The organism is Desulfovibrio oxyclinae DSM 11498 (assembly GCF_000375485.1).
Lineage (GTDB): Bacteria > Desulfobacterota > Desulfovibrionia > Desulfovibrionales > Desulfovibrionaceae > Pseudodesulfovibrio > Pseudodesulfovibrio oxyclinae.
The window spans coordinates 1-22,479 of record NZ_AQXE01000017.1; the positions used below are offsets into that span (position 1 = coordinate 1).

The 22,479-nt window shown below is 60.2% G+C and carries 20 protein-coding genes; 6 read left to right on the top strand and 14 right to left on the bottom strand.

Annotated features, from left to right (window positions below):
• Positions 1–55: 55 nt before the first annotated feature.
• The gene (locus tag B149_RS18890; RefSeq protein WP_245533228.1) at positions 56–487 is read right to left on the bottom strand and encodes a hypothetical protein; all 432 of its coding nucleotides are present in this window, start codon (positions 485–487) and stop codon (positions 56–58) included.
• A 193-nt stretch (positions 488–680) separates the two neighbouring features.
• Here B149_RS18890 and B149_RS0114970 point away from each other — a divergent pair, with 193 nt between their 5' ends.
• Together B149_RS0114970 and B149_RS0114975 are read left to right on the top strand one after the other, a co-directional pair.
• Entirely contained in the window at positions 681–1,754 is a 1,074-nt protein-coding gene (locus B149_RS0114970; protein ID WP_018125983.1) for a DUF814 domain-containing protein, read from the top strand.
• Positions 1,755–1,803: 49 nt separating this feature from the next.
• On the top strand, positions 1,804–2,733 hold the full coding sequence (locus B149_RS0114975) for a calcium/sodium antiporter (protein WP_026167653.1): 930 nt from the start codon (positions 1,804–1,806) through the stop codon (positions 2,731–2,733).
• A gap of 46 nt (positions 2,734–2,779) precedes the next feature.
• Here B149_RS0114975 and B149_RS0114980 read toward each other — a convergent pair whose 3' ends face one another.
• From B149_RS0114980 to B149_RS0115000, 5 genes are all read right to left on the bottom strand, one after another.
• A complete protein-coding gene (locus B149_RS0114980) occupies positions 2,780–3,385 on the bottom strand; it encodes a CDP-alcohol phosphatidyltransferase family protein (protein WP_018125985.1) in 606 nt (201 codons plus the stop codon).
• A 13-nt stretch (positions 3,386–3,398) separates the two neighbouring features.
• Entirely contained in the window at positions 3,399–4,277 is an 879-nt protein-coding gene (locus B149_RS0114985) for a PHP domain-containing protein (protein ID WP_018125986.1), read from the bottom strand.
• A 109-nt stretch (positions 4,278–4,386) separates the two neighbouring features.
• Entirely contained in the window at positions 4,387–5,442 is a 1,056-nt protein-coding gene (gene argC / locus B149_RS0114990) for an N-acetyl-gamma-glutamyl-phosphate reductase (RefSeq protein ID WP_018125987.1), read from the bottom strand.
• Position 5,443: 1 nt separating this feature from the next.
• A complete protein-coding gene (locus B149_RS0114995) occupies positions 5,444–5,734 on the bottom strand; it encodes a DUF1844 domain-containing protein (RefSeq protein ID WP_018125988.1) in 291 nt (96 codons plus the stop codon).
• Positions 5,735–5,804: 70 nt separating this feature from the next.
• Positions 5,805–6,878, bottom strand: a complete 1,074-nt coding sequence (locus tag B149_RS0115000; RefSeq protein ID WP_018125989.1) for an SGNH/GDSL hydrolase family protein — start codon at positions 6,876–6,878, stop codon at positions 5,805–5,807.
• Between the two features lie 692 nt (positions 6,879–7,570).
• On the opposite strand from B149_RS0115000, the gene B149_RS0115005 reads away from it, so the two are divergent.
• Both B149_RS0115005 and B149_RS0115010 read left to right on the top strand, forming a co-directional pair.
• Entirely contained in the window at positions 7,571–8,245 is a 675-nt protein-coding gene (locus tag B149_RS0115005; protein ID WP_018125990.1) for an anaerobic ribonucleoside-triphosphate reductase activating protein, read from the top strand.
• Entirely contained in the window at positions 8,196–10,250 is a 2,055-nt protein-coding gene (locus tag B149_RS0115010; RefSeq protein ID WP_018125991.1) for a ribonucleoside triphosphate reductase, read from the top strand. Before B149_RS0115005 ends, B149_RS0115010 begins: the two co-directional genes overlap by 50 nt.
• Before the next feature lie 529 nt (positions 10,251–10,779).
• Here the strand turns inward: B149_RS0115010 and B149_RS18600 are convergent.
• The 7 genes from B149_RS18600 to B149_RS0115045 form a co-directional block, all read right to left on the bottom strand.
• Positions 10,780–10,944 carry a hypothetical protein gene (locus tag B149_RS18600; protein ID WP_018125992.1) on the bottom strand — a complete coding sequence of 55 codons (165 nt, stop codon included), beginning with the start codon at positions 10,942–10,944 and terminating at the stop codon, positions 10,780–10,782.
• A 409-nt stretch (positions 10,945–11,353) separates the two neighbouring features.
• Positions 11,354–11,992, bottom strand: a complete 639-nt coding sequence (locus tag B149_RS0115020; protein ID WP_018125993.1) for a LexA family transcriptional regulator — start codon at positions 11,990–11,992, stop codon at positions 11,354–11,356.
• A gap of 68 nt (positions 11,993–12,060) precedes the next feature.
• Positions 12,061–14,241, bottom strand: coding sequence for a ribonuclease R (rnr, locus tag B149_RS0115025; protein ID WP_018125994.1), 2,181 nt, complete (start codon positions 14,239–14,241; stop codon positions 12,061–12,063).
• A complete protein-coding gene (gene lpxK, locus B149_RS0115030; protein WP_245533229.1) occupies positions 14,189–15,316 on the bottom strand; it encodes a tetraacyldisaccharide 4'-kinase in 1,128 nt (375 codons plus the stop codon). The genes rnr and lpxK overlap by 53 nt, the downstream gene beginning before the upstream one ends.
• A 50-nt stretch (positions 15,317–15,366) precedes the next feature.
• Complete coding sequence (locus B149_RS0115035; protein ID WP_018125996.1) at positions 15,367–16,101, bottom strand: Bax inhibitor-1/YccA family protein; 735 nt, start codon at positions 16,099–16,101, stop codon at positions 15,367–15,369.
• A 139-nt stretch (positions 16,102–16,240) separates the two neighbouring features.
• A complete protein-coding gene (locus tag B149_RS0115040; RefSeq protein ID WP_018125997.1) occupies positions 16,241–16,696 on the bottom strand; it encodes a YccF domain-containing protein in 456 nt (151 codons plus the stop codon).
• Positions 16,697–16,824: 128 nt separating this feature from the next.
• Complete coding sequence (locus tag B149_RS0115045; RefSeq protein WP_018125998.1) at positions 16,825–17,745, bottom strand: ACP S-malonyltransferase; 921 nt, start codon at positions 17,743–17,745, stop codon at positions 16,825–16,827.
• Between the two features lie 205 nt (positions 17,746–17,950).
• On the opposite strand from B149_RS0115045, the gene B149_RS0115050 reads away from it, so the two are divergent.
• Positions 17,951–20,710: a winged helix-turn-helix domain-containing protein gene (locus B149_RS0115050; RefSeq protein WP_018125999.1), complete on the top strand. Its 2,760-nt coding sequence runs from the start codon at positions 17,951–17,953 to the stop codon at positions 20,708–20,710.
• Here the strand turns inward: B149_RS0115050 and B149_RS0115055 are convergent.
• Complete coding sequence (locus B149_RS0115055) at positions 20,707–21,009, bottom strand: MTH1187 family thiamine-binding protein (protein WP_026167654.1); 303 nt, start codon at positions 21,007–21,009, stop codon at positions 20,707–20,709. The two genes, B149_RS0115050 and B149_RS0115055, sit on opposite strands and share 4 nt — an antisense overlap.
• 429 nt (positions 21,010–21,438) lie before the next feature.
• Here B149_RS0115055 and B149_RS0115060 point away from each other — a divergent pair, with 429 nt between their 5' ends.
• On the top strand, positions 21,439–22,428 hold the full coding sequence (locus tag B149_RS0115060; RefSeq protein ID WP_018126001.1) for a hydrogenase small subunit: 990 nt from the start codon (positions 21,439–21,441) through the stop codon (positions 22,426–22,428).
• Positions 22,429–22,479 lie beyond the last annotated feature (51 nt).

The following is a 22,479-nucleotide window of genomic DNA, read 5'->3' on the forward strand; positions in this document are numbered from 1 at the left end:
CCCAACAGAGCATCGAATCCCGCCAACCAAGTACCGCAACAATGCCGATCGAGGCCTAGAGGCTCTTTTGGCCGGTCACGCAGGTCCGGGTGGTGTTTGTATCCACAAACGTTTCACCCGGAGCAGTGACCGCGCCATAGAGCCTCTCGCCGAGAGCGGCGGCGCCCCCCAAAAGCGCAGTTTTTGCCTTCTTTTTTCTGCGCAAGCAAAAAAGAAGGTCGGCCAACAGGCCGAAACCTGCAACTGATGCAAACAGCAATGCCTCCGGCGGGCCCTTCAGGCGGACCAAAGGGGCGGGCCCCCTTTGGAATCCCTGAGTTGTCAGCGGCGTTGCAGCTGCCGGGTTCATGCGACCGCACAATTCGCGTTCTGGCTGCAACCCCGCTGACGGGGATTTATGGTTCTGTGCGTTTTGGTCGAACAGCTTGGAACTGCTTAGGCTGCTATATCCCTCACCACTAAAAACCGCCGCCGGCATATACGCCAAGCCGCCTCCGCACCTTAGCTTTCGGAAAGCCAAGTGCGGCTTGGCAACACAAATGTTTTTGGGAGATTCTTAAGAACCCTTTTGCAAAAGGGTTCTTAAGCCCCCGGAGGGCCCTCGGAGAGCGGCCGGAGGCATCTCCACGGCAGCAATCTGGACCTTGCCAGCATGGAAAAGCTCGGGTAAGGGTCCGCGCATGACAAAACGATATGACGGACTGGCTCTGCTTTCCGGCGGGCTGGACTCGCTTCTGGCGATCAAGGTGCTTCAGGATCAGGGGCTCGACATTCTCGGGCTTCATTTTACGACGCCGTTTTTCGGCAAGCCGTGGTTGCAGGACGAGTGGCTCTCGGAATATGGCATTGAGTCAATCAATATTGATATATCCAAGGATTATGTGCGCATGATGGTTGACGGCCCGGCGCATGGGTTCGGCAAATGGCTGAATCCTTGTGTGGACTGCAAAATCATAATGTTGCGCAAGGCTGCCGCGCTGTTGGATGAGCATGGGGCAAAGTTCCTTGTTTCCGGCGAGGTGATCGGGCAGCGGCCAATGTCGCAGCGTCGCGATGCGCTTTCGACGATTCTCAATGAAGCCGGGGTTCAGGACCGGCTGCTGCGTCCGCTTTGTGCCAAGAGCATGAAGGAGACGGTGGTCGAGAAAGAAGGATTGGTGGACCGTGAGCGGCTGCTCGGATTCAAGGGGCGTTCGCGCAAGCCGCAGCTTGAGCTGGCGGAGCATTACGGGTTCACGAAGATTCCTTCGCCTGCCGGCGGTTGCGTTCTGGCGGAGTCCGAGTCTTCTGCTCGCTTCATTAGGTTGATGCAGGCAAAGGCTCTGCCGACTCCTGCGGATTTCCGGCTTTCCCAGACCGGGCGTCAGTGCTGGGCCGGTCCGTTGTGGCTGGCGATGGGGCGCAAAAAGGCTGACAATAATCGGCTGGAAAAGCTGGTGGGTGACGGGGACATCCTGTTGCGTACGGTGGGCTTTCCCGGACCGGTGGCCATTCTGCGGCCCACCGACGACGGGCACCCTTCTGCCGAAGACGTGCGGGATGCCGCGGCGTTCACCGCATCGTACTCCACCAAGGCCCGTAGACATTTTGAGGAGACCGGCGAGCCGGTGACCGTCAGTGCGGCATCCGGGGATCATGTGGAGGAACTTCGCGTGATTCCTTCGCGTGTGACCCCCCTTGGCTGGGCCGAGCCTTCACCGGACGAGGTCAAGCCATGGAAGGATGAGCGCAAGCAGGCCGAGGAAGCCCAATAACTGCCGAATCCGGTTGCCACAGGCGGCCGGTCATGGCATTTTCACAGCGATGACACTATATATTCTAGAATTCCTTCTGGCTGCCGCCATGCTCTGGTTCGGCGCCAACTGGATCGTGACTTCAGCTTCTCTCATTGCCCGCAAGTGGGGCATTTCCGAACTCGTGATCGGACTGACGGTCGTCGCCTTCGGCACATCGGCGCCGGAATTTCTGGTGACGCTGAACGCGGCGTTTCAGGGCGAGGAAGCCATTTCCCTGTCCAACGTGGTCGGATCGAACATATTCAACCTCGGCTTCATTCTTGGCATCATGGCCATGATCAAGCCGCTGACATCCAACAAGCGCATCGTCTACCGCGACGGCATGCTCCTTTTCCTGACCACGGTGGCGATCTACGCCGTATCCTTCACCGGCATGATGAGCCGTACGTTCGGTGCCGCCTTGGTAGCCCTGCTCGTGGGATATCTTGTGTATCTGGGTGTGCGCAAGGAGTCTCCGGGCGAAGACGAGCTGGACGAACTGCCTGAGCGCGCGGCCCAGTGGTACGACTACCCCCTGCTGCTCGGCGGCTTTCTTTCCATCGCCGTGGGCGGACACTTCATGGTCGAGGCTGCCACCGGCATTGCGCTGGCGCTGGGTGTCTCCACATGGGTGATCGGCGTTACGGTCGTGGCTGCGGGGACTTCGCTTCCCGAGATGGTCACCTGCCTCGCGGCCTCCGTGAAGGGCAAAAGCAACATGATGCTCGGCAACCTGATCGGCAGCGACTTCTTCAATTTTGCCGGTGTCCTGGGCCTTACCGCCCTGCTGCGACCGCTGGCGGTGTCGAACGAGGCGCAGTCTTCGCTTATGGTGCTGGTGGGCATGGTGGCTCTGGTGTTGGTGATGCTGCGCACGGGGTGGCGCATCAACCGTCGCGAGGGCGCACTTCTGGTGCTCATAAGTCTTGTGCGTTGGTATCAGGACTTCACAGCCTGACCCACAGCGGCGTCAGCACATATCGCAACAGTGCGGGTCCGGGAGCTTATTCCGGGCCCGCTTTTTCGTGATGGCGATGGATTCGCAGCAGCACGTTCTGCACCTCGACAAAGTAGTAAAGGGCGAAGATCGTACACGGGACCGAGACAAGGTCCCGGTTCAGGTGCAGGGATGCGAGATACAGAAGAAAGAAGGCGTACTTCAGGCGCAGGAAAACCCGAAGCCGAACACCTGTTCGATTGGCATAGACTACAAGGGCGATGAACACGAGGTAGAAGCTGGCGAACAGGACCATGCCCGGTCCCCATGCGCCGAAGTGATGGATCGCCGCAGCCGGGAGCAGAGCGACGCCCAGTTGGTCGGCCACGATATCCATGAGCGCGCCACCGGGGTGTACATGTCCCGTTCGCCGCGCAAGCGGACCGTCCATGCCGTCGCACAGGACGTACAAGGCCATGAGCGCCGTCGCCGTCCAGGCGTGTTCCGGCGAAAAGATGCAGGCTCCTAGCAGCGACACGACTCCGGCCAGCGTCACTTGATTCGGCTGCACGCCGTTTCTCGCCATCACTACGACGAGCGGTCCGAAGACCCTGTCGCGCAGGCTTTCGAAGGTGTGCCGCCAGGATTGCTCCTGCGGATTGAAGTAGTCCATTTTTTCCCCCTTACTAAATAAGAGGGGGGAGCGCAAAGTCTGGTGCGGGAATGTCGGAGGCGTTGTCGTGCAGGCGGCGCAGCCTCTTGAGCGCGCCTTCCATGAGGGTGCTCACTCCGGCGCGTACGAGGCTGTAATTATGGGCCATGTTGGTCTGCCCCATGGGCATGAGCGGGGTCTGTTCCAGCTGAAGACGGCGGCTCAGGAAGTCGAACGCATCCTCGCCGGAGCGGGGATCAAGCCGGGTCTTGCCCACCACGTACTGCTCGCCCGGAAAATGGGCGTCCGAGCCGATGGCCCAGCCGAGATTTCGGCCGCGCTGGGACATGGGCAGGTCCAGCGTCCAGCGCATCTTTTCCAGCGTACGGGGGAAGAGCGGCTTGGTGCAGCTGCGTTTCAGACGTCGGTCGAGATGCAGGGCCGAGCCGTTGTGCACTTCGATGTAATCCGCGTTGTTCAGCAGCAACTTGTAGGAGCGTCTGGAAAGGTTGCTGCCTGCGGCGGTCTTGCTGATGTGGAACGGATGCGGGATGACGCAAAGGCCGCCGGTGTTTCGGCGGATGGACTTCACGTCTCGTACGGACCAGCGGAAACTGGGTGTCTCGTCCAACGCGCGGCGCAGGTCGTCCTCGGTGCGGTAGAGAAAAATCACGTCGATGCCTTCCGAGGAAACGGATTCCACGCCGGGGATGATGTTCACCGGCAGCTGCGCCGTGCTGTCTGCAAGACGCTGGTAGGCTTCGAGGGGATTCTTGTAGGAATGCTCGGTGGAGGCCAGATGATCCAGCGGATGCGACTTCAGAAATTCCACGTGCCTGAGCATGCGCCGGGCCTTGGAGCTGCGCTTCAGGCCATGCACATTGGCGTGGAAATGAAGGTCGAACGTGGTCATTGTCTGTCCTCCCTCTCCGGACGGATCGGAGATGCACCGGTTGGGCTGCGGGACGTGTCCCGCGAGGCCGCTCTGCACCAGCAAAAAGCGGAAGTCAAGCCCTTTCGGGTCAGGGCATGAGCGGCGCTGTGGGCAGGCCCAGAGAAATATCCAGCCCGCACATGAGGTTGGCGTTGGCCAACGCCTGACCGGATGCTCCGCGACAAAGATTGTCGATGGCGGAAAGAATGATCAGGCGTCCGGTGCGAGGGTCGGTCACCAGCCCGATGTCGCAGAACATGGTCCCGCGCACGAACCGGGTTTCCGGGAATTTGCCTTCGGGCAGCACCCGCACGTACGGCTTGTCGGCATAAAAGCTTTCGTAGGCCTCGCGCACGGCTTCCATGGTCACGCCGTCCTTCAGGGAAGTATAGATGGTGGCGAGGATACCGCGATCGATGGGCAGCAGGTGGGTGTTGAAGGAGAGCACCATGTCCGTGCCCGCCAACAGCCCGGCCTCCTGTTCGATTTCCGGCGTGTGGCGATGCTTCGGCAGGCCGTAGGCGCGGAAGGAGTCGTGCACTTCACAGAAAAGGTTGGGCACCTTGGCGCCACGTCCTGCCCCGGATGCGCCGGATTTGGCGTCGATGATCACGCCGTCGGTCTCCACAAGTCCGTTCTTCAACGCCGGAGCCAGTCCGAGGACGGAAGCCGTGGGGTAGCAGCCGGGGTTGGCGATGAGGTTCGCCAGCGGGATGCGGTCCGCGTAGAGTTCGGGCAGACCGTAGACCGCCTGCTCCAGCAGCTCGGGGCGTGTGTGGGGAACATCGTACCACTGCTCGTAGGTACAGCGGTCGCGCAGGCGAAAGTCGGCCGAAAGGTCCACGACCTTGACGCCTTCTTCCAGCAGCACCGCGGCGATTTCCATGGCGGCCTTGTGCGGCACGGCCAGAAAAACCACGTCGCAGGACGTGGCCAGATCGCGCGGGTCCGGCTCCGTGACTTCGAGTTCGCCGGGGCCGAGCCCCTGAAGAAACGGATAGAGGTCGGACAGTTTTTTTCCGGCTTCTGCGCGCGATGTCACGCGCACCAGCTCCATGGAGGGGTGCGACGTCATGAGCCGCGCCAGCTCCATGCCTGCGTAACCGGTCACTCCGACGAGCCCGGCTGCGATGGTTCCCTTCATTCTACTCTCCCGCCTTGTTCACGTAGCTCATGCGCAGATTGTAGAGCAGGTCGCACAGCAATTTGCGCTCGGTATCGTCGAGCCCTTTCTCGAACTTATCCTGCAACATGGCAAGCACGTCGATGGTATGCCGTGCCAGATGCGGCTGAAACTCTGTCTTCCCGGTGCCGGGATCCGGAGCCTCGCCGAGCGCGACCATGGCTGAGGAACTCAGCGAATATATGAAAGTGGTAAAGCTCATCTCGGGCAGATTCATGCCCTTCATGGGGTTTTCCCTGCAGGTGTCAGCCATTCCCTTAACTCCTTGAGACGGTTCGTTAACGCGTTCAACAGCACAGAGGTAAGGCCTGACGCGGCGCGAGTCAACTCCGGCCTGTTCCGGCGAGCAGATAGTTCACGGTTTCGGCGATGATGCGGCAGCCTTTGGGGTTCGGGTGCCCGTCCCGGGAATCCTGCGGAAAGATACGGCTTCCCAGCCGTCGCGCCAGCGGTGCGGACAGGTCATGCATACGCAGCCCGGCATTCTCGCAGGCCTGCCGGATGCCGGACAGCATCCGGTTTTCTGCTTCTCCCAGTGCGCGAAGCGACTCCGGCGAACGCACATCCGCCTCGTGCATCCGCAGGAAGGCGAGATATTCCCGGCTCGGAATCAGGGCCACGTCCACTTCAACACCTCGCTCGGACGCGGTCTCGGCGATGTATCGAACGCTTTTTGCCACCAGTTCCAGCCCCGCAGACGTCGCAGGCGATTCCGGCGCCACCACGGCTCGGGCGAGGCCGTCGCTGAGGTAGAACCTTGAAGCCCTGAGTTCGTAGCGGTTGAACTCGGGCACGTTGCGGTCGGAAAGGGTTTCCAGAAGCTCGGCTGAGGTCGCTCCCGGACGGCTCTTCTTTTCCAAAGTATATGCACGGGCTGCCATCTCCTTGGAGAGCAGCGCCGAAGGCGTTATCCTTTCATACTCCGGTCGCCAGAAGCGTCTTGCCAGCGGATGTGCCGACCGCGAGGCGCAGAGAAAAGCCCTGCGAGCATCGCCGCTGTTCAGCGTGAGCACAAGGCGGGTAGGCTGCCTGTCAAGCTGGCGGTCGAGAACCATGGCGGCCTGCATTGGCCCCCAGCCGGGCAGCGCGGCGTTATAGACCTTTTTGGAAGTCATCCAGCCCAGCAGGGCGGGCCAGCACTGTTCGGCTCCCACTCCGGCGCCGTATGCCAAGGCACCGCCGAGCACGCACATATCCGCGCGCTCCATGGGGGAGCAGTTGCGAAACCCGTGTTCGTCGTGCCCGGCATGCCCGGGATTCCCGCGAACGATCAGCTCGGGATCAGCCAAGGTCCTCGGAGCAACCTGATATCGCCTTCCACCTTCGGAATCGGTCACCTTCGGGGCGACCATGCTTCCGATGCGTCTGAAGACGCCGAGCAATGAATTATTAAGCATTCCTTATTATCCTTACGATCATTTGAAGAACCCTTTCCTCCAATTCCCGTCGATCGTCAACCTGTATCGGATCAGGCAATCAATTCTCCACGTGCTCCTTTTCCCCATCCGGACAACTAGCAAACCACGTGCCTTTCACACCCCTTTTGTGGACCCCGAATTCCCGCCTAAAACCGTAGACAAACCCCAAAACCACGGCAGACTCGGCATCCCCCGCATTTGAACTTTTGCAACGGGATTTTCCCCTATCTTCACCTGTGGATTTTGGTCGAAAATATGTTTTCAGCCAGAGGCCCCTGTGCTAGAACGTTTTCTGTCGCCGCGAACGCGTCGGCCACCTCCACGGGCACCCCAGCCCTGTCGAAAGACCACCCTCTCGATCATCCCCGAAAAAAGTTTCTAAAGTTACTCTAAAAAAAGACAAGTAATTCCACGCTATTTCTTCTGTGCAGTCTGTGGAAAAATTTTCCACAACCTGCACATTATCTTCAGATCGCCAAAAACCGGCCCACAGACGGGATGTGGAAGAGTTTTCCGGCCAAGCCCCCTGTACAAAAACCACATCCTGAAGTATACATTTCAGCGATGGGCGCAGCCGCCCGCGACCCTTGATTTTTCACGCTGCACCCTCTGTCGTCTCCCACCGAGAGAGACCCGAAACCACAAGAAACAGCCCCCCAAGGACGGAAGTGATGACTCAGCCGCAAAGCGTATGGAACCATGTCAGAGGGTTCGAGAACTACAGCCTCTGCGACTGGCCCGGGCGTCCCTGTTCCGTCATTTTCCTCGGCGGCTGCAACCTGCGCTGCCCCACCTGCCATAACGGCACTCTGGCCTGGGACATGCGTTCGCTTCACGTCATGCCCGAGAAAGAGCTCAAGAGCTATCTGCGCAACCGCGCGGCCTGGCTTGACGGTATCACCATCACCGGCGGCGAACCCACCTGCGTGCCTGCGCTGGGCGAGCTTCTCTACGAGATTCGCAAGTTCAAGCTGCCCATCAAGATGGACTCCAACGGCATGCGCCCCGAGATCATCGAAGACGTGCTCTCTTTCGGTCTCGCCGATGTCTTTGCCGTGGACGTGAAAGGGCCGTACCACAAATACCCCGAGCTGACCGGCAACGCTGTTTCCGAAGTGGCCGCACGCGCCAACCTGGATAAAGTTTTCGCCATGGCGGAAGCCAACCCCGATGCCTTCTACTTCCGGCTCACAAAGGTTCCGGGGCTCACCGTCGAGGATATCGAGACCGCCCGAAGCTATCTGCCTTCGGGCTTTTCTCTGAAATTGCAGGATTACGTCGAACCGAGGAGGGAGAATGCCCAGCCAGATCATGAAACGAGACGGCCGGTTGGAAACGTGGTCTAACGACCGCATCGCCGAAGCCATCTTCAAGGCCCTGAAGGCCAGCGGAGTCAAGGACCCCCTGCTGGCAAAGCGTCTGGCCGGAAAGGTCGAGCAGAAGCTCTCCGACCGCGACATCCCCGAGCAGGAGCACGTCCAGAACATGGTCGAGCACGTGCTCATGGAGTCGCGCCAATATGACGTGGCCCGCAAGTACATCCTCTACCGGGAGAAACGTCGCGGCATCCGCTCCCAGAAGGAAGCCTTCCTCGACATCAAGGACGTCATTGACGACTACCTTGGAAAGGCCGACTGGCGCGTGTCCGAGAACGCCAACATGACGCACTCCTTTCAAGGCCTCATGCTGCACCTGTCCGGAACCGTGCAGGCACGCTACGCGCTTGAGAAGTATCCCGAGGAAATCAGACAGGCCCACGAACACGCCTATTTCCACATACACGATCTTTCCTTCGGCCTGGCCGGCTACTGCGCCGGCTGGAGCCTGCGCGACCTGCTGCTCGAAGGCTTCTCCCTTGAAGGTCGCGCATCCGCCGGCCCCGCCCGTCACTTCGACACCGCGCTGGGCCAGATGAACAATTTCCTCGGTACGCTGCAGAACGAATGGGCCGGTGCCCAGGCGTTCAACAACGTGGACACCTATCTTGCTCCCTTCATCCGTCACGACGGCCTGAGCTACGATCAGGTCCGTCAGGCCATGCAGAAGTTCGTGTTCAACCTGAACACCACTTCGCGCTGGGGTGGCCAGAGCCCGTTCACCAACCTGACCTTTGACCTTGTGCCGCCGAAGCACATCGCCAAGGAAGCCGTCATCATCGGCGGCGAACTGCAGGACACCGTCTACGACGACTACCGCGAAGAAATGCTGATGATAAACAAGGCATTCCTCGAAGTCATGTTCGACGGCGACTATCACGGCCGCATCTTCTCGTTCCCGATCCCCACCTACAACATCACCGAAGATTTCCCGTGGGATTCCGAGATCGGCGAACTGCTGCTGAAGCTCACCGCCAAGTACGGCGTTCCGTACTTCCAGAACTTCATCAACTCCGACCTCTCGCCGGAAGACGTGCGCTCCATGTGCTGCCGTCTTCAGATGGATCTGCGCGAACTGCGCAAGAAAACCGGCGGACTGTTCGGTGCCGGCGACCTTACCGGCTCCATCGGCGTGGTCACCCTGAACCTGCCCAAGCTGGCATACCTCGCCAACTCCGAGGACGACTTCCTCGACCTGATCACCGAGTACGCGGGCATGGCAAAGGAATCTCTTGAATACAAACGCAAGCTCATCACGGACAACCTGCAAAACGGCATGTTCCCGTGGTCCCAGCGCTACCTCAAGAACGGCTACAAGGGCCATTTCTCCACCATCGGCGTCATCGGCGGACACGAAGCCTGCCTGAACCTGCTCGGCAAGGGCATCAACACCGAGTCCGGAATTCGCCTTATGCGCCGCGCCCTGAATCACCTGCGCCGCCTGACTTCCGACTATCAGGAAGAAACCGGCAACCTCTACAACCTTGAAGCAACTCCGGGCGAAGGCACCAGCTACCGTCTGGCGAAGATCGACAAGTCGCTCTACGCCGACATCCAGACACAGGGCAACGGCACGCCGTACTACACCAACTCCACGGCGCTTCCGGTGGGCATCTCCGACGACGTCCTTTTCGCACTGGAGCATCAGGACCAGCTGCAGCCCCTGTACACCGGCGGGACAGTCTTCCACACCTACCTCGGCGAAGCCGTGGCGGACGTGGACTCGCTCAAGAAATTCATCGTCACCGCCTTTTCCAAGACCAAGATGCCGTACATCTCCATCACGCCGACCTTCTCGGTATGCAAGGAGCACGGCTACCTGCACGGCGAACACTTTGAATGCCCGCACTGCGGCGCCGAAGCGGAAGTCTACACGCGCATCGTCGGCTACTACCGCCCGGTTTCGCGCTGGAACAAGGGCAAACAGGCCGAGTACACCGACCGCATCGTCTTTTCCGAATGCGACTGCGCGTAGGTTCACCTCGGGAATGAGGATATGGGGAAGCCCCCGTCTCGGGCAGAGACGGGGGCTTTCTCTCGTTCAACGCCCTTTCTCCAAGGAACTTACTGCCACTTCAAGTACACCCACCAGCCTTAACGATGCCTCCTTGCATACTGTCGAGCGCCCCTCGCTTCTGCGACGGTCTTCCGAAGGCGCAGCTCATACCGACACATCCGCCACCGATATTCCCTTCATCTCCTTAACAAGAGTCCCTCCGCACATGCCACCTTCAGGGCTTTTCACGTTCCCTGAACGATCCATACTCCATACAAACATCTTGAGCTTCTGAAACGATTCAAAGAACAACAATCGGGGGATCCACATGGCAGCATTCACGTTTGGAGAACGACAAACGCACCCGGCGGGGCAGCGCCGGATGCGTTTACACTAGGGGGAGGAAGGACCGCTATGGAACGTATACGTTCGCATGCGGTGTCGGGAAGGTCTGTAAACGCGGCATGAAATGCCGCGCACTCGCCACGAGTCGGGCGGGAAAACGCGCCTAGCGCAGCTCGTTGATATTGAGCGTCCTGCGACAGTGAGGACAGGTAGCCGTGGTGGCTCCGCCTTCTCTGGCGAATGCCCAGAAAAGAAGCCGGCGCCGCGCGCCGCGGTTGATGTACTGAACGTGGACCGGGTTGCCGCAGGTGCAATATCTTTTCTGCATGACGTGCTCCTCGCTTGATGCCTCGTTGACGACCTGTTGACTTATTGTTTATCCAACGTCGGCACAAACGTCAATCTTAAATCAACAAAAAGCCAAACAATGTGTTTAAGCGACATTTTTCTCAGCATTTCAGCAAGTAGCGAACTCACCTCTCCAAAACCACGAGCAATCTTCATACAATTTCTGCGACACATTCAGCCCCCTTCGTCATCGATCTCTCACCGACAACTCCCGAAGGCGACTGACCATCTCCACACGAGCCACTTGCTTCCGTAACTATCATCCTTGTCTCCAGCCGGAACCACCACGACACCACAACAAAAAGTCCCCCGGGACAACTCCCGAGGGACATCTATTCTCTACCTTGACCGCGCCCACTGAGCACGTCAGCCGAGAAGACCTGCTGTAACTACATATATTCCCGCGCCACCCAGAGCACACGCCCGATGACGCGGACATTGTCCAGCTCCTCACCGGTGAGCTTGACCGGGGAATAATCCTTGTTGTCACTGTGAAGGACCAGCGTGCGGGGCAGACGCTCCACTCGCTTGACCATCACTGTGTCTTCCACGCCCACGGCATACAATCCACCCGCGAGGATTTCGGTCTTGTCCTGATCCAGCAGCACGAGATCGCCTTCCTTGAGCTCCGGCTCCATGGAGTTGCCCACGACTTCCATGAGCACCATCTTGCGCGGGTTGCCGCGGGAATGCAGCCAGTCGGCGCGAAAGGAGTAATACCCCTCAACCTGCCCTTCGGTCTCGAAGGAGCCGCCGCCGGCCGAGAGTCTGGCACGCACCTTGGGGATGCGCTCGAATGCTTCGTCATCCTCGCCCGTGGCGCTGCCGTCGCCGGTCTCAAGCCAGCGGGCATCCACATCGTACCGTATGGACAACGCCAGAACCCAGCGGGACGGGACCTGGTCCTTCTTCTTGGCCAGCGAGACCGCGGCACGTCCCACGTCGAGGGCGCGCGCGAGATCCGACTGGTTACGGATATCCGTGGCCTGTTTCAGCCGCTCGAAAAACGCTTCAAACTGTTTGCTCATTGCTTCGCCTTGTCAATGTGTTGCTAAGAAATAGTCAATCACAAATTGACAACCACGTCAATGCGTTTCTAGAGCAGTTCCTTGTAGTCCTTGGCGTCATTCTCAGCGTCCGCCAGCGACAGGCTCAGTTCCAGCCTGCCGAGGCTTACGTCATCGAGGCTGACCTGCACGGACTGGCCGATGTGGAAAGCACGCCCCGTACGTTCGCCCACAAGGCACTCGCGGTTCTTCCAGTAGGTATAGTAGTCGTCTTCGAGCGATGAGAGTCGCACCATGCCGTCCGCCATGACTTCCGGCAGCTCGACGCGGAATCCGTAATCCGTAATGCCCGAAATGAGTCCCTTGAAGGTCTGCCCCACCTTGTCCATGAGGAACAGGATGGAGGCTCGGCGGTCGATCTCGCGCTCGGCGTCCATGGCCGTGCGTTCACAACCGTTGATGAGCCCGGCGATTCGATCCAGCTTCTTGCGGCCCGGCAGTGCGTATTCCGGCGCGGCCCCGAGCTTGTGCTTCACGATGCGGTGCACCATGAGGTCGGCGTAGCGCCGGATAGGCGACGTGAAGTGGCAGTAACACTCGCTGGCAAGGCCGAAATGGCCGTCGTCGTCCGGAGAATACCCGGCCTGCATCATGGACCGAAGCAGCAGACGGCTCACGAGAAATTCGCGCTCGGTCCCGCGCACGTGCTGCAACAGTCCGGCGATGGCCTGCGGCGTCATCTCCTTGGGCTGCTGCACTTCCGGGTCGGTCTGTCCGATGAGCCGGAACAGGGCGCGCAGCTTGTCCTCGTCCGCAGGCGGGTGAACGCGGTACATGCACGGCATCTCCGCGTCGCGCAGGGTCCGGGCCACGGCCTCGTTGGCCGCGATCATGAATTCCTCGATGAGCATATGCGCGAACTGCCGCTCGGAAGGACGAATGGACGTGATGCGCCCGCTCTTGCCGAAGCGGATCTCCGGCTCCGGGATGTCCATGTCGATGCTGCCGCGATCCATGCGCCGCTTGCGCATTTTGCGTGCAAGCTGTTCAGCCTGCTCCAGCATGGGCCAGATGTCGCCGAGGCCGAGCCTTTCGCCCTCGTTGCCGTCCAAAGCGCGCTGCACACGGCCATAGGTCAGCCGGGCACGGCTCTTCATGACCGCGTTGAACAGTTCACCATTGCCGCGCACCTGGCCGTCCGGGCCGGTCTCCATGCGCACGGCCAGACACAGGCGATCCTCATCGGGGCGCAGGCTGCAGAGACCGTTGGAAAGCCGCTCCGGCAGCATGGGCTCAACGGACTGCGGGAAATAATAGGAGTTGCCGCGCTCAAGCGCCTCGCGATCCAGCGCGGATCCGGGACGTACGTAATGACTCACGTCGGCGATGGCCACCCAGAGCACCCAGCCGCCGTCCTTGCGTTCCACCGCCACGGCGTCGTCGAAGTCCTTGGCGTCCTCGCCGTCAATGGTCACCAGCGGCAGATGGCGCAGATCCGTCCGGCCCGCAAACTGGTCCTCGGCCGGTGCCTGCGGCAGATTCTCCGCCTCGTCGCGGACATCCGAAGGGAAACGGGTGCGGATGGTGTGGTTCGATTTGACCAGCGCCTCCTGCACCTTGAAATCCGTCTCCTGCCCGAGCTTGGAGATGAACGTGCCCTGCCAGAGAGTGGGGTCGATCTGCTCGCCGGGGTCGCAGATGGCCACATCCCCTTCCTGCAGTTCGAGGCCCTTCTCGTTGCGACACCATACGCCGAAGTTCAGCAGCGGATCGGTGGGGCGCACAAGCCATTCGTTGTCGCGCATGTGCTTGAAGACGCGCACCGGCAGGGTCTGGCGGCCGCGTTCGATGACTCGCACCACGCGCCCCTCATGGTTCTTGCGGGTGCGCTCGCGGATGATGTTCACGGCCACCTTGTCGCCGTGCCATGCCCCGTTGAGCTGCCTGCTGCCTATGAAAATATCCTTACGCCGCACGTCATCGGGGATGACGAAGCCGAAACCGCCGCGCTGCATCTGCAACGTGCCGGTGATGATGTTCATGGGGCCCGGAAGGCCGTACGCGCGACGGATGCGGATAAGCTTCCCCTGCCGCACCAGCGACTTGAGGATTTCCTTGACCCGCGCCTTGTCTTTTTTCTTGAGATTCAGGGCCCTGACGACTTCGGCCCTCGGCAGCGGTTTCTTGGCCCGCTTGAAAACCTTGAGGACGGTTTCCTCATTCAGTTCCGGAGTGGCTTTCCTCTTCTGTCCGGGGCGATGTTTCGCCATCGGCCTGCTCCCTCCCGCTTCTGCGGATGCTTTGCCATTGTTCATCCCACCACACCGGGAACGTGGCCCCGTGTTCGGTGAGCGACGGGCCGAAGCCGATGCGGAGGTCGAAGGTATAAAATTCCTCGGTGCACATTGGGCCGAGCTTCACTGCGTCCTTGGGCGTGCACAGCACCCCCTTGGCCCCCTTGCGGCGCATGGCCGCCAGTATTTCCACCACATCCGCCTTGGTGAAGGCGTGATGATCGGGAAAGGCCAGATGATCCACCGCGCGGTACCCAAGATACCGTTTGGCGGTCCGGTGCACCTGCTTGGGCTCCCCGACGCCCGACACGAGCAGATACGGCTCGCCCCCGAAGTCCGGCGCCGCTTCGCCGGTAATCACCTGCCGGAAGCCGACTGGCTCGATGCCGAACAGAAACACGGGACGACCAAGGGCTTCCAGACGGTACTTTGCCAGAGCCGAGACCTTATTGAAACTACCGGGTTCGGTTTTTATCAGAAATGCCGATGCGCGGGAGAGTGCGCTCACGGGTTCGCGCCACGGCCCGGCAGGGATGACCTTATTCCAGTGCTGGACCAGATCGGACGGCTTGAGCAGCACGAGATCGAAATCCCGGTGCACGGCCATGTGCTGAAACCCGTCGTCGAGCACAACCATGTCGGGGCGGTAGTGATCGAACAGCCATCGGCCGCCGCGACTGCGATTGGGGTCCACCACGATGTGCGCTTCGGGATGCTGCCGGGCGAGCATGAGCGGCTCGTCACCGGACTCCTCCACGAGGCTGCCGGGACCCACCTGAAACGGATAGGATGCGGGACGGCCGCGATATCCGCGCGTGAGCACCGATGGTTGCAGGCTTTGCTTTTCGGCCCAGCGCAGGAGCCAGTCCACCACCGGGGTCTTGCCGGAGCCGCCCCAGCCGATGTTGCCCACCGAGACCGTGGGGGACGGTGGAAGCCACTGCTTGATCATCCCGCGCCTGTATAGATTCTCGCGCGTTTCCATGATCCGGGCGTTGCACCAGGCCAGCGGCTTGAGCAACGGCCCGAATCGATATTGCAGTTCTTCCACGAATGTTGACATAGAAAAAAAGGGGGCCCGAAGGCCCCCGGATACTCGGGTTACTCGCGCTGTCCGAAGAACTGGAGCAGCATGAGGAAGAGGTTGATGAAGTCGAGATACAGCCTCAGGGCGCCCATGATGGATCCACGGCGTACGGCGGCTGCGTCGTTGGGCATGGTTTCTCCCATGGTCTTCAGCGACTGCGTGTCATAGGCGGTGAGGCCGAGGAACAGGATGACGCCGATGCCGGAGATGACGAAGCTCATGGCCGAGCTCTGCAGGAACATGTTGACCACCATGGCCAGCACCAGGCCGATGAGGCCCATGAACAGGAAGCTGCCCCAGCTGGTCAGGTCCTTCTTGGTCACCAGACCGTAGACGCTCATGGAACCGAACATGCCCGCGCAGATCAGGAAGGTCTGCGCCACGGACGCGCCGGTGTACACCAGCAGAATCGGCGTGATGGTGATGCCGTTGAGCCCTGCGTAGAGCAGGAACAGGCCGGTGGCGGTTCCCGGTGCCATTTTGGCCACGCGGGCGGACAGGTAGAAAACGATGCCCAGTTCGGCCACGATCATGACGATGTAGGGCACGGACAGCCCCGCCACGTTGCCGGTGGCCGGATCAACGGTGAAGAAAAGGGACAGAAGGGCCTGATTCTGCGTCAGCAGGAAGGCAATTCCGGCGGTGAGTGCCAGTCCGGCGCACATCCACCCGTAGACGCCCCGCATGAAGGTGTTGACGAGCTCACCCTGCGCGGCGCGGGTCTGCTGGACGTAGTTGTTGGGAGTCATTGTACTTCCTCCGTATACGTAGAATGCATGGTTTCCGGATTTCCCGTGGGCCCGAAGGGGCCGCAATGAGGACACAATCTAAACACGAAAACACCCTGAGGCAAGGGAAACCGTACGAAAAGTGCCCGACCCTGCGGCGTTATCGCCTCGACGAATCCACGAAGCGCTCGGCCTTGCGGCGGTTGACCTCTTCGGCCACGTGCACGTCCACCACGCTCTTGCCTATGGGTGCCAGCGATATTGCCGCCAGCTTCAGATGCTGCCAGCCGAAGGGGATGCCGATGATGGTCACGAAGCAGGCCAATGCCGAGGCCACGTGCCCCACAGCCAACCAGATTCCCGCCACGAGGAACCAGATCACGTTACCCACAAAGCCCACCGGACTTGTTCCGAGATCCTCGCGCCCGGTGAGGTCACGGCGATTCACGATGGTCTTGCCGAAGGGAAAGAACGAGAAGCCCGCGATGGTAAAGCAGGCGCGCCCCCACGGGATCCCTATTATGGAAATGAACATCAGCAGCCCGGCCAGCACCCAGCCGATGCCCATGACGATGCCGCCGAGAACAAACCAGATCAGATTCAGAATAAGACTCATGTGACTGTCCCTCTTTTTTCGTTTCTCTCTTCGTTTCCAGTCTCCAGCTTTACCCGAAGAACCGCCGGAGCAACAAGAAAAAAGGCCGGAACCACGGTTCCGGCCTCGTACGTATTATCAGGCGTCGGCTAGGACACGGCATCGAGCGAGTCGATATTGCGGCCTTCCCACGGTTCGTCACGGTCCTTGAAGTTCGGCTTGAGCAGCTTGAACAGCACGCCCTTCGGCCCGATCTCGGCAAACTCCCGCATACCGTCGCCCCACATGGCGTCGAGGGTCTGAATCCAAAGGACCGAGGAAGTCATCTGCTTCTTCATAATCTCGCGAATGACCTCGGGATCGCTTTCGGTGGAAGCGGTGGCGTTGTGATACACCGGAAACGCGGGGCTGTTCCATTGCAGGGTGTCCAGAAAACGCGCGAACTCGTCGGCGGCTTCCTGAATGAGCGGACTGTGGAACGCGCCGGATACCGGCAGGGGCACCGCACGACCCTTGATTTCCTTGATCATGCCCTGCGCAGCCTCAAGGGCCTCGGCTTCACCGGAGATAACGAACTGGGCCGGTGAGTTATAGTTGGCGATGCGAAGTTCCGCGCCGGTCTGCTCCACTGCGCGCTCCACTATGCCCTCTACATCCCCGATACGGGTCTTGAGCACGGCGGCCATGCCGTGGCCCGCCCCGCCGGATTCCGCCATGAGCTTTCCGCGAAGCGTCACGGCACGCACGGCATCCTCCGGGCTGAGCACGCCCGCAGCGGCGAGGGATGCGTATTCGCCGAGGCTGTGTCCTGCGGTGCAGGCGGGAGTCAGCTTGTCTTTCAGCGCCAGCCACAGGGAGATGTTGACCACGGTCAGCGCGGGCTGCAGGGCGCGGGTGTCGGACATGTCCGCGTCTTCGTCTTCCCAGTAGATAGTGCGCAGGGGCAGGCCGGATTCCTTTTCGGCAAGCTCCCACAGGGCCATGGCTTCGGGAACGGCCTCCGCCGCATCGCGGCCCATGCCTTTTTCCTGCGAGCCCTGACCGGGGAACAATATGGCGAGTGAACTCATTGAAGTCTCCTTTGATAAAGAAATAGGCGCGGCGTCGTTCTCGCGTCCCGCGTCCGACGGCGTCCATCCGCTTCATACACAAATATTTGGCTCATGCAATCCGTCAAACGTTCGTTTGCCGGAGGCTGCCATTCGGCACTTGCGATATACAGGCAGTGTGATACAGCTTTGCTTACGGGACAAGTCTCATCAACGGGGACCATCAATGAACTTCGCTGAACGATCGGGCGCGGAAAGAAACTGGGTCCGGCGGCACGAAGCCTTGAGCTACTGCCGCCTCGCCGACGGCCAAGCCGCCCGTATCCTGCTGATTCAGGCTCGGGCCGGACAGGGAAAGACCACCCTTGCCGAACAGCTTTCGCAGGAATTCGAAGGCCGCACCTGCTGGTGCGACTGCTCTCCGTCCGACGCCGACCATGTCGGCCTGTTGGAAAAACTCTGCCAATCTTTCACATCCATATCCGGTTTCGACGCTTCCACCGTGCTCGCCGCGGCGCGCTCCAGCCAGTCGGCGGTGGAATGCGTCATCGCAGTCAGCAAAGGGCTTCCCACTGCATTCCCGCCCAGCGGACCGCCCGTCCTAGCCGTCATAGACGATGCCCACCTGCTACAGGAGCATCCGGCAAGCCTCGCCGTGCTTCGCGCCTTCATCGACGCATCGCCGCAGCGCGTCACCTTTTGCATCCTGACGCGCACCACGCTGCTCCTCGATGACAGCCCGCTTTTCAGCTTTCACGAGACCATCAGCATTGACGATGACATTCTGGCGCTTACCGGCGCCGAGGTGGCCCAGATTCAGGAGCGCGTCTTCGGCAGAAAGCCGAGCAACGAGGAATGTGCGGCCATTCTCATCGCCACCGGCGGCTGGACCGCCGGCGTACTGCTGCTCGGCTCCGGGACCGTCCACCGCGGCAGCCGGATGGAGCATACACCGGCCGCGCTCGCTCAATATTTCGAAAAAACCTGCCTTGCCGACGCGGATCGTCAGGCGTGGCGTGAACTGATGTTCATGTCTCTGCCGGACGAATTCCCGGCGAGTTTCGCCGAAGACCTGAGCCTTGCCCGCGGCACGGCGCTGGCGGGACGACTGGCGCGTCGCAACCTTTTTGTCAGGCTCGCGGAACGGTGCGGATGGTTCGTATATCGCTTTCACCATCTCTTTCGCGACACACTACGGACCATGGCCCGGGACAACCTGACCCCGGAGGAATGCAATGCGTTCCTGACTGACGCGGCATGGCTCTTCGCATCGCGAGGTCTGCCGGAGCGGGCGGCGGTCTGCCTTGCTTCCGCCAAGAACTGGCCAGCCCTTGCCGATTTGTTTCGCCAATACGGCCTGAAACTGGTGAACGCCAACCATCTCGCCATCATCTCGCAGGTCTGCGCCCAGTGCCCAGATGAGGTCCGCAGCTCTCATCCCTGGCTCGAGCTCATGAGTGCTCGCGCCAGCATGAACGCTAATCCGGGACGCACTCGCGAACGCATCTGCAACGCCATGCGCCGCTTCAGGGCACAGGGCGACCGGACAGGGGAACTGATCGCCATCGCCATGATCATTCATTGCGATACTTTTTTTACCGGAATGCTGAGGCTCTGCGCGCAGCTTTTGTCGCGTGCCTGCACGCTATACGAGCACTCCATGGACACGCTTTCGGCATCGGAAGCGCTTTTCTGCGACTGCGCGCTGTTGCTGGGCTTCAACTACTGCGCGGTCGATAATTCGAAATGGCGGCTTTTCCACGAGCGCGCCATGGAGAACTCCCGCAAGCTCGGCATGGAGACACCGCCGCCGGAGATCAATAATGCGCGAGTCCTGCATCACACCCAGCTGGGGGACATCGACGCTTCACTGAGCCATCTGGATGCCCTATTCTCAGAACTGGAATCGCCCGCGCTGACGGACTCCGTCAAGATGACCCTGCACATCATGTACATGAACAGCGTGCTCATGAAAGGGGATTTCTGCGCCTACAGGAGCTGCAAGCAGGAAAGCGTGTCGCTGTACGAAGACATATTCAAGCAGACTCACCTCGGCGGCTTTCTCGAAATATGGGACGCCGACATGCTGTTCGCCACGGGCGACCTTGCCGGAGCGCTCGACCGGGCACAGGCTCTGCTGGAACACCCCGTTTACGGCAACATTCCACACATTTCATCGCAGGCGCATCAATACCTTGCCCTCATCCACGCCCTTTCCGACAGGAAGGAAAAGGCGCTGGCCAACGCCTTCAAGGCATGTTCGATCCGGGCATCCTGCGGCGGATGGTTCTTTCTCAGGCTGGCGCATACGGTTCTCGGCTCCACCCTCATCCTGTGCGGGGAGCACCACAGTGGACAACGCGTGCTGGGAAGATGCCTGCAAGCCTTCGCGAAGGCCGGCGGCTGTTACCTCGCCCCGCAGGCTTTGGCATACAAGGCCTGGTCACATCTGCAACAGGAAGACATCCCCGCAGCCATGCAGGACGTCGAATCAATGCTCGGCCAGATGGAGCGACAGAAAAACAGCCATTTCTTTTATCAGCCAAAAGCCATTATGGACAATTTGCTGCACTTGGCCGCGAAAAACGGCCCATACCGCCACACGGCAATGCAGATCGAGGAAGTGCGCCGTGTTGCCTTTGCCCCCCCCACGGTCCACGACATCCCGAGACTGGCCTCCACGGCGCGGAGCCATCTGGAGAACGACAGGCCGTGGCACGCCCACAGCATCTTCTCGGCCATGGCAGCCACGGCACGAGAGAACCCGGCATCACTGCCTACGCACGTACGCCAGACGCTCTATGATGGATTCTCTCGCTGGATCGACATGTTGCGAAGGCACGACAGGCCAAGGACCGCCCTTGCTGCCGCCCGGTTCGCACGCCGCATATTCCCCAGCGAGGGGCTTTTCATGCAGCACGAGTACCAGCTCAAACGTTCAGGCGCTCCATCGGCCTTTTCAGACAGAACCGGGCCGCCGAACTAGCTGCCCCCCTCGCGGACTTCGAGGCTTTTCAGCTTGCCGCGCATCCCGTTTTGCCGTCCCTTCCGCCAGTCCACCTTCATGGTGGCGTAAACCCTGTCGCTGTCCTCTTCCAGAACGGCGAAGCAGCGGGTGCAAAGGGACATAAGCTCCGCAATCTCCCCCTCTATGCACGTCCCCATGGAATTGGTTTCATAAGGAAGGCCGGATTGCTTCACGACCTCCAGCACCCGCCCCACATAGGTGCTGACGCTCCCGGTCTTGTCCATGGGAAAAATTGCAAGTTCAAGAATGGCGCTCATGATGCCTCCGTATGATTTTTTGCTTTTCAGCTTGAGGGCCGATTCGATCCGTATCGACGATGCAGGGATCATCATAACAGGCTCGGGACTGCCGCAAAAGCGCCCGCAGCCGCCCTGGTCTTTCACGCATTTTGACACTGAGCCTATTGTACGGGCTATTTCGCATCAGGCTCCTCCATAGCATCCCATCTTCGCAAATCTTTTTTCTACGGCCTATTGATTTTGTATTGAAAGGCAGTTACGTAGGTCGTTAACTAAAGTTTTCAGATGTTTATACGCTTTTTCTGAAAACGTATGGCTATAATGGCACGGACGTGAATACAGTGCCACTATGGGTGGATACAGGTAGAGTTGCGGACGACCACTTTTGTCCGGTTCGGACAAATTCGACGGGTCGTAATCTTGAACTCAATTGTACGGAGGTGTTCCATGAAAATTTCCGTAGGTCATGGCAAGAACGGTGCCGTGGAACGGTTGGAAAAGCGCGGCGTGGGTCGTCGCGACTTCATGAAGTTCTGCGGAACCGTGGCTGCTGTCATGGGTATGGGCCCGGCCTTCGCTCCGAAGGTCGCCGAGGCTCTGACCAACGACAAGCGCCCCAATGTCATCTGGCTGCACAACGCCGAGTGCACCGGCTGCTCCGAGTCCATTCTTCGGACGGTCGAACCCTACATTGACACCCTGATTCTGGATGTCATTTCTCTTAACTACCACGAGACCATTATGGCGGCCGCCGGCGATATGGCCGAAAAATGTCTCGAGGAAACCATGCACGATCCCAAGGGATACGTGGCTGTCGTCGAAGGCGGCATTCCCACCGCCGTCACCGGCTGGGAAGGCGAAGCCGGCGCTCACGGCAAGGTCTCCGGGCACACCATGCTCGCGACCACCAAGAAGGTCGTCAAGGGCGCCCAGGCAACCATCGCCTACGGTACCTGTGCCACCTACGGTGGCGTTCAGGCCGCTGCGCCGAACCCGACCCAGACCAAAGGCGTGGACAAAGTCATCCCCGACGCACCGGTCATCAATGTGCCCGGCTGTCCGCCGAACCCCTACAACCTGGTCGGCACCATCGTGCACTACCTCACCAAAGGCATCCCCGAGCTGGACGACGTTGGTCGCCCCTGGGCCTTCTTCGGCGAGTCCGTGCACGAGAACTGTCCCCGCATGGGTCACTTCGACTGGGGCGAGTTCGCCGAATCCTTCGGTTCCGAGGAAGCCCGCAAGGGTTGGTGCCTGCGCAAGGTCGGCTGCCGCGGTCCCGAGACCTACAACAACTGCCCGACCATCAAGTTCAACCAGATCAACTGGCCCGTTCAGGCCGGCCACCCCTGCATCGGCTGCTCGCAGCCGGACTTCTGGGACGGCGCCGATTGGGGCGGAATAAAGGATCTGTACGCTGATCTGACCGAATGGTAGTTGGGCACTGTTGCCCGGTTTCGTTAAGAGACAAATCTTCTTTTTAGGAGG

Coding starts and splice junctions, on each gene's coding strand:
- B149_RS0115000 (WP_018125989.1), bottom strand. CDS start 6,878: ATGCTTAATAATTCATTGCTCGGCGTCTTCAGACGCATCGGAAGCATG.
- B149_RS0115060 (WP_018126001.1), top strand. CDS start 21,439: ATGAAAATTTCCGTAGGTCATGGCAAGAACGGTGCCGTGGAACGGTTG.
- rnr (WP_018125994.1), bottom strand. CDS start 14,241: ATGGCGAAACATCGCCCCGGACAGAAGAGGAAAGCCACTCCGGAACTG.
- argC (WP_018125987.1), bottom strand. CDS start 5,442: ATGAAGGGAACCATCGCAGCCGGGCTCGTCGGAGTGACCGGTTACGCA.
- B149_RS0114980 (WP_018125985.1), bottom strand. CDS start 3,385: ATGGACTACTTCAATCCGCAGGAGCAATCCTGGCGGCACACCTTCGAA.
- B149_RS0115040 (WP_018125997.1), bottom strand. CDS start 16,696: ATGAGTCTTATTCTGAATCTGATCTGGTTTGTTCTCGGCGGCATCGTC.
- B149_RS0115020 (WP_018125993.1), bottom strand. CDS start 11,992: ATGAGCAAACAGTTTGAAGCGTTTTTCGAGCGGCTGAAACAGGCCACG.
- B149_RS0115055 (WP_026167654.1), bottom strand. CDS start 21,009: ATGAGCGCCATTCTTGAACTTGCAATTTTTCCCATGGACAAGACCGGG.
- B149_RS0115010 (WP_018125991.1), top strand. CDS start 8,196: ATGCCCAGCCAGATCATGAAACGAGACGGCCGGTTGGAAACGTGGTCT.
- B149_RS0115005 (WP_018125990.1), top strand. CDS start 7,571: ATGACTCAGCCGCAAAGCGTATGGAACCATGTCAGAGGGTTCGAGAAC.
- B149_RS0115050 (WP_018125999.1), top strand. CDS start 17,951: ATGAACTTCGCTGAACGATCGGGCGCGGAAAGAAACTGGGTCCGGCGG.
- B149_RS0114985 (WP_018125986.1), bottom strand. CDS start 4,277: ATGACCACGTTCGACCTTCATTTCCACGCCAATGTGCATGGCCTGAAG.
- B149_RS0114975 (WP_026167653.1), top strand. CDS start 1,804: ATGACACTATATATTCTAGAATTCCTTCTGGCTGCCGCCATGCTCTGG.
- B149_RS0114970 (WP_018125983.1), top strand. CDS start 681: ATGACAAAACGATATGACGGACTGGCTCTGCTTTCCGGCGGGCTGGAC.
- B149_RS0115045 (WP_018125998.1), bottom strand. CDS start 17,745: ATGAGTTCACTCGCCATATTGTTCCCCGGTCAGGGCTCGCAGGAAAAA.
- B149_RS0114995 (WP_018125988.1), bottom strand. CDS start 5,734: ATGGCTGACACCTGCAGGGAAAACCCCATGAAGGGCATGAATCTGCCC.
- B149_RS18600 (WP_018125992.1), bottom strand. CDS start 10,944: ATGCAGAAAAGATATTGCACCTGCGGCAACCCGGTCCACGTTCAGTAC.
- B149_RS0115035 (WP_018125996.1), bottom strand. CDS start 16,101: ATGACTCCCAACAACTACGTCCAGCAGACCCGCGCCGCGCAGGGTGAG.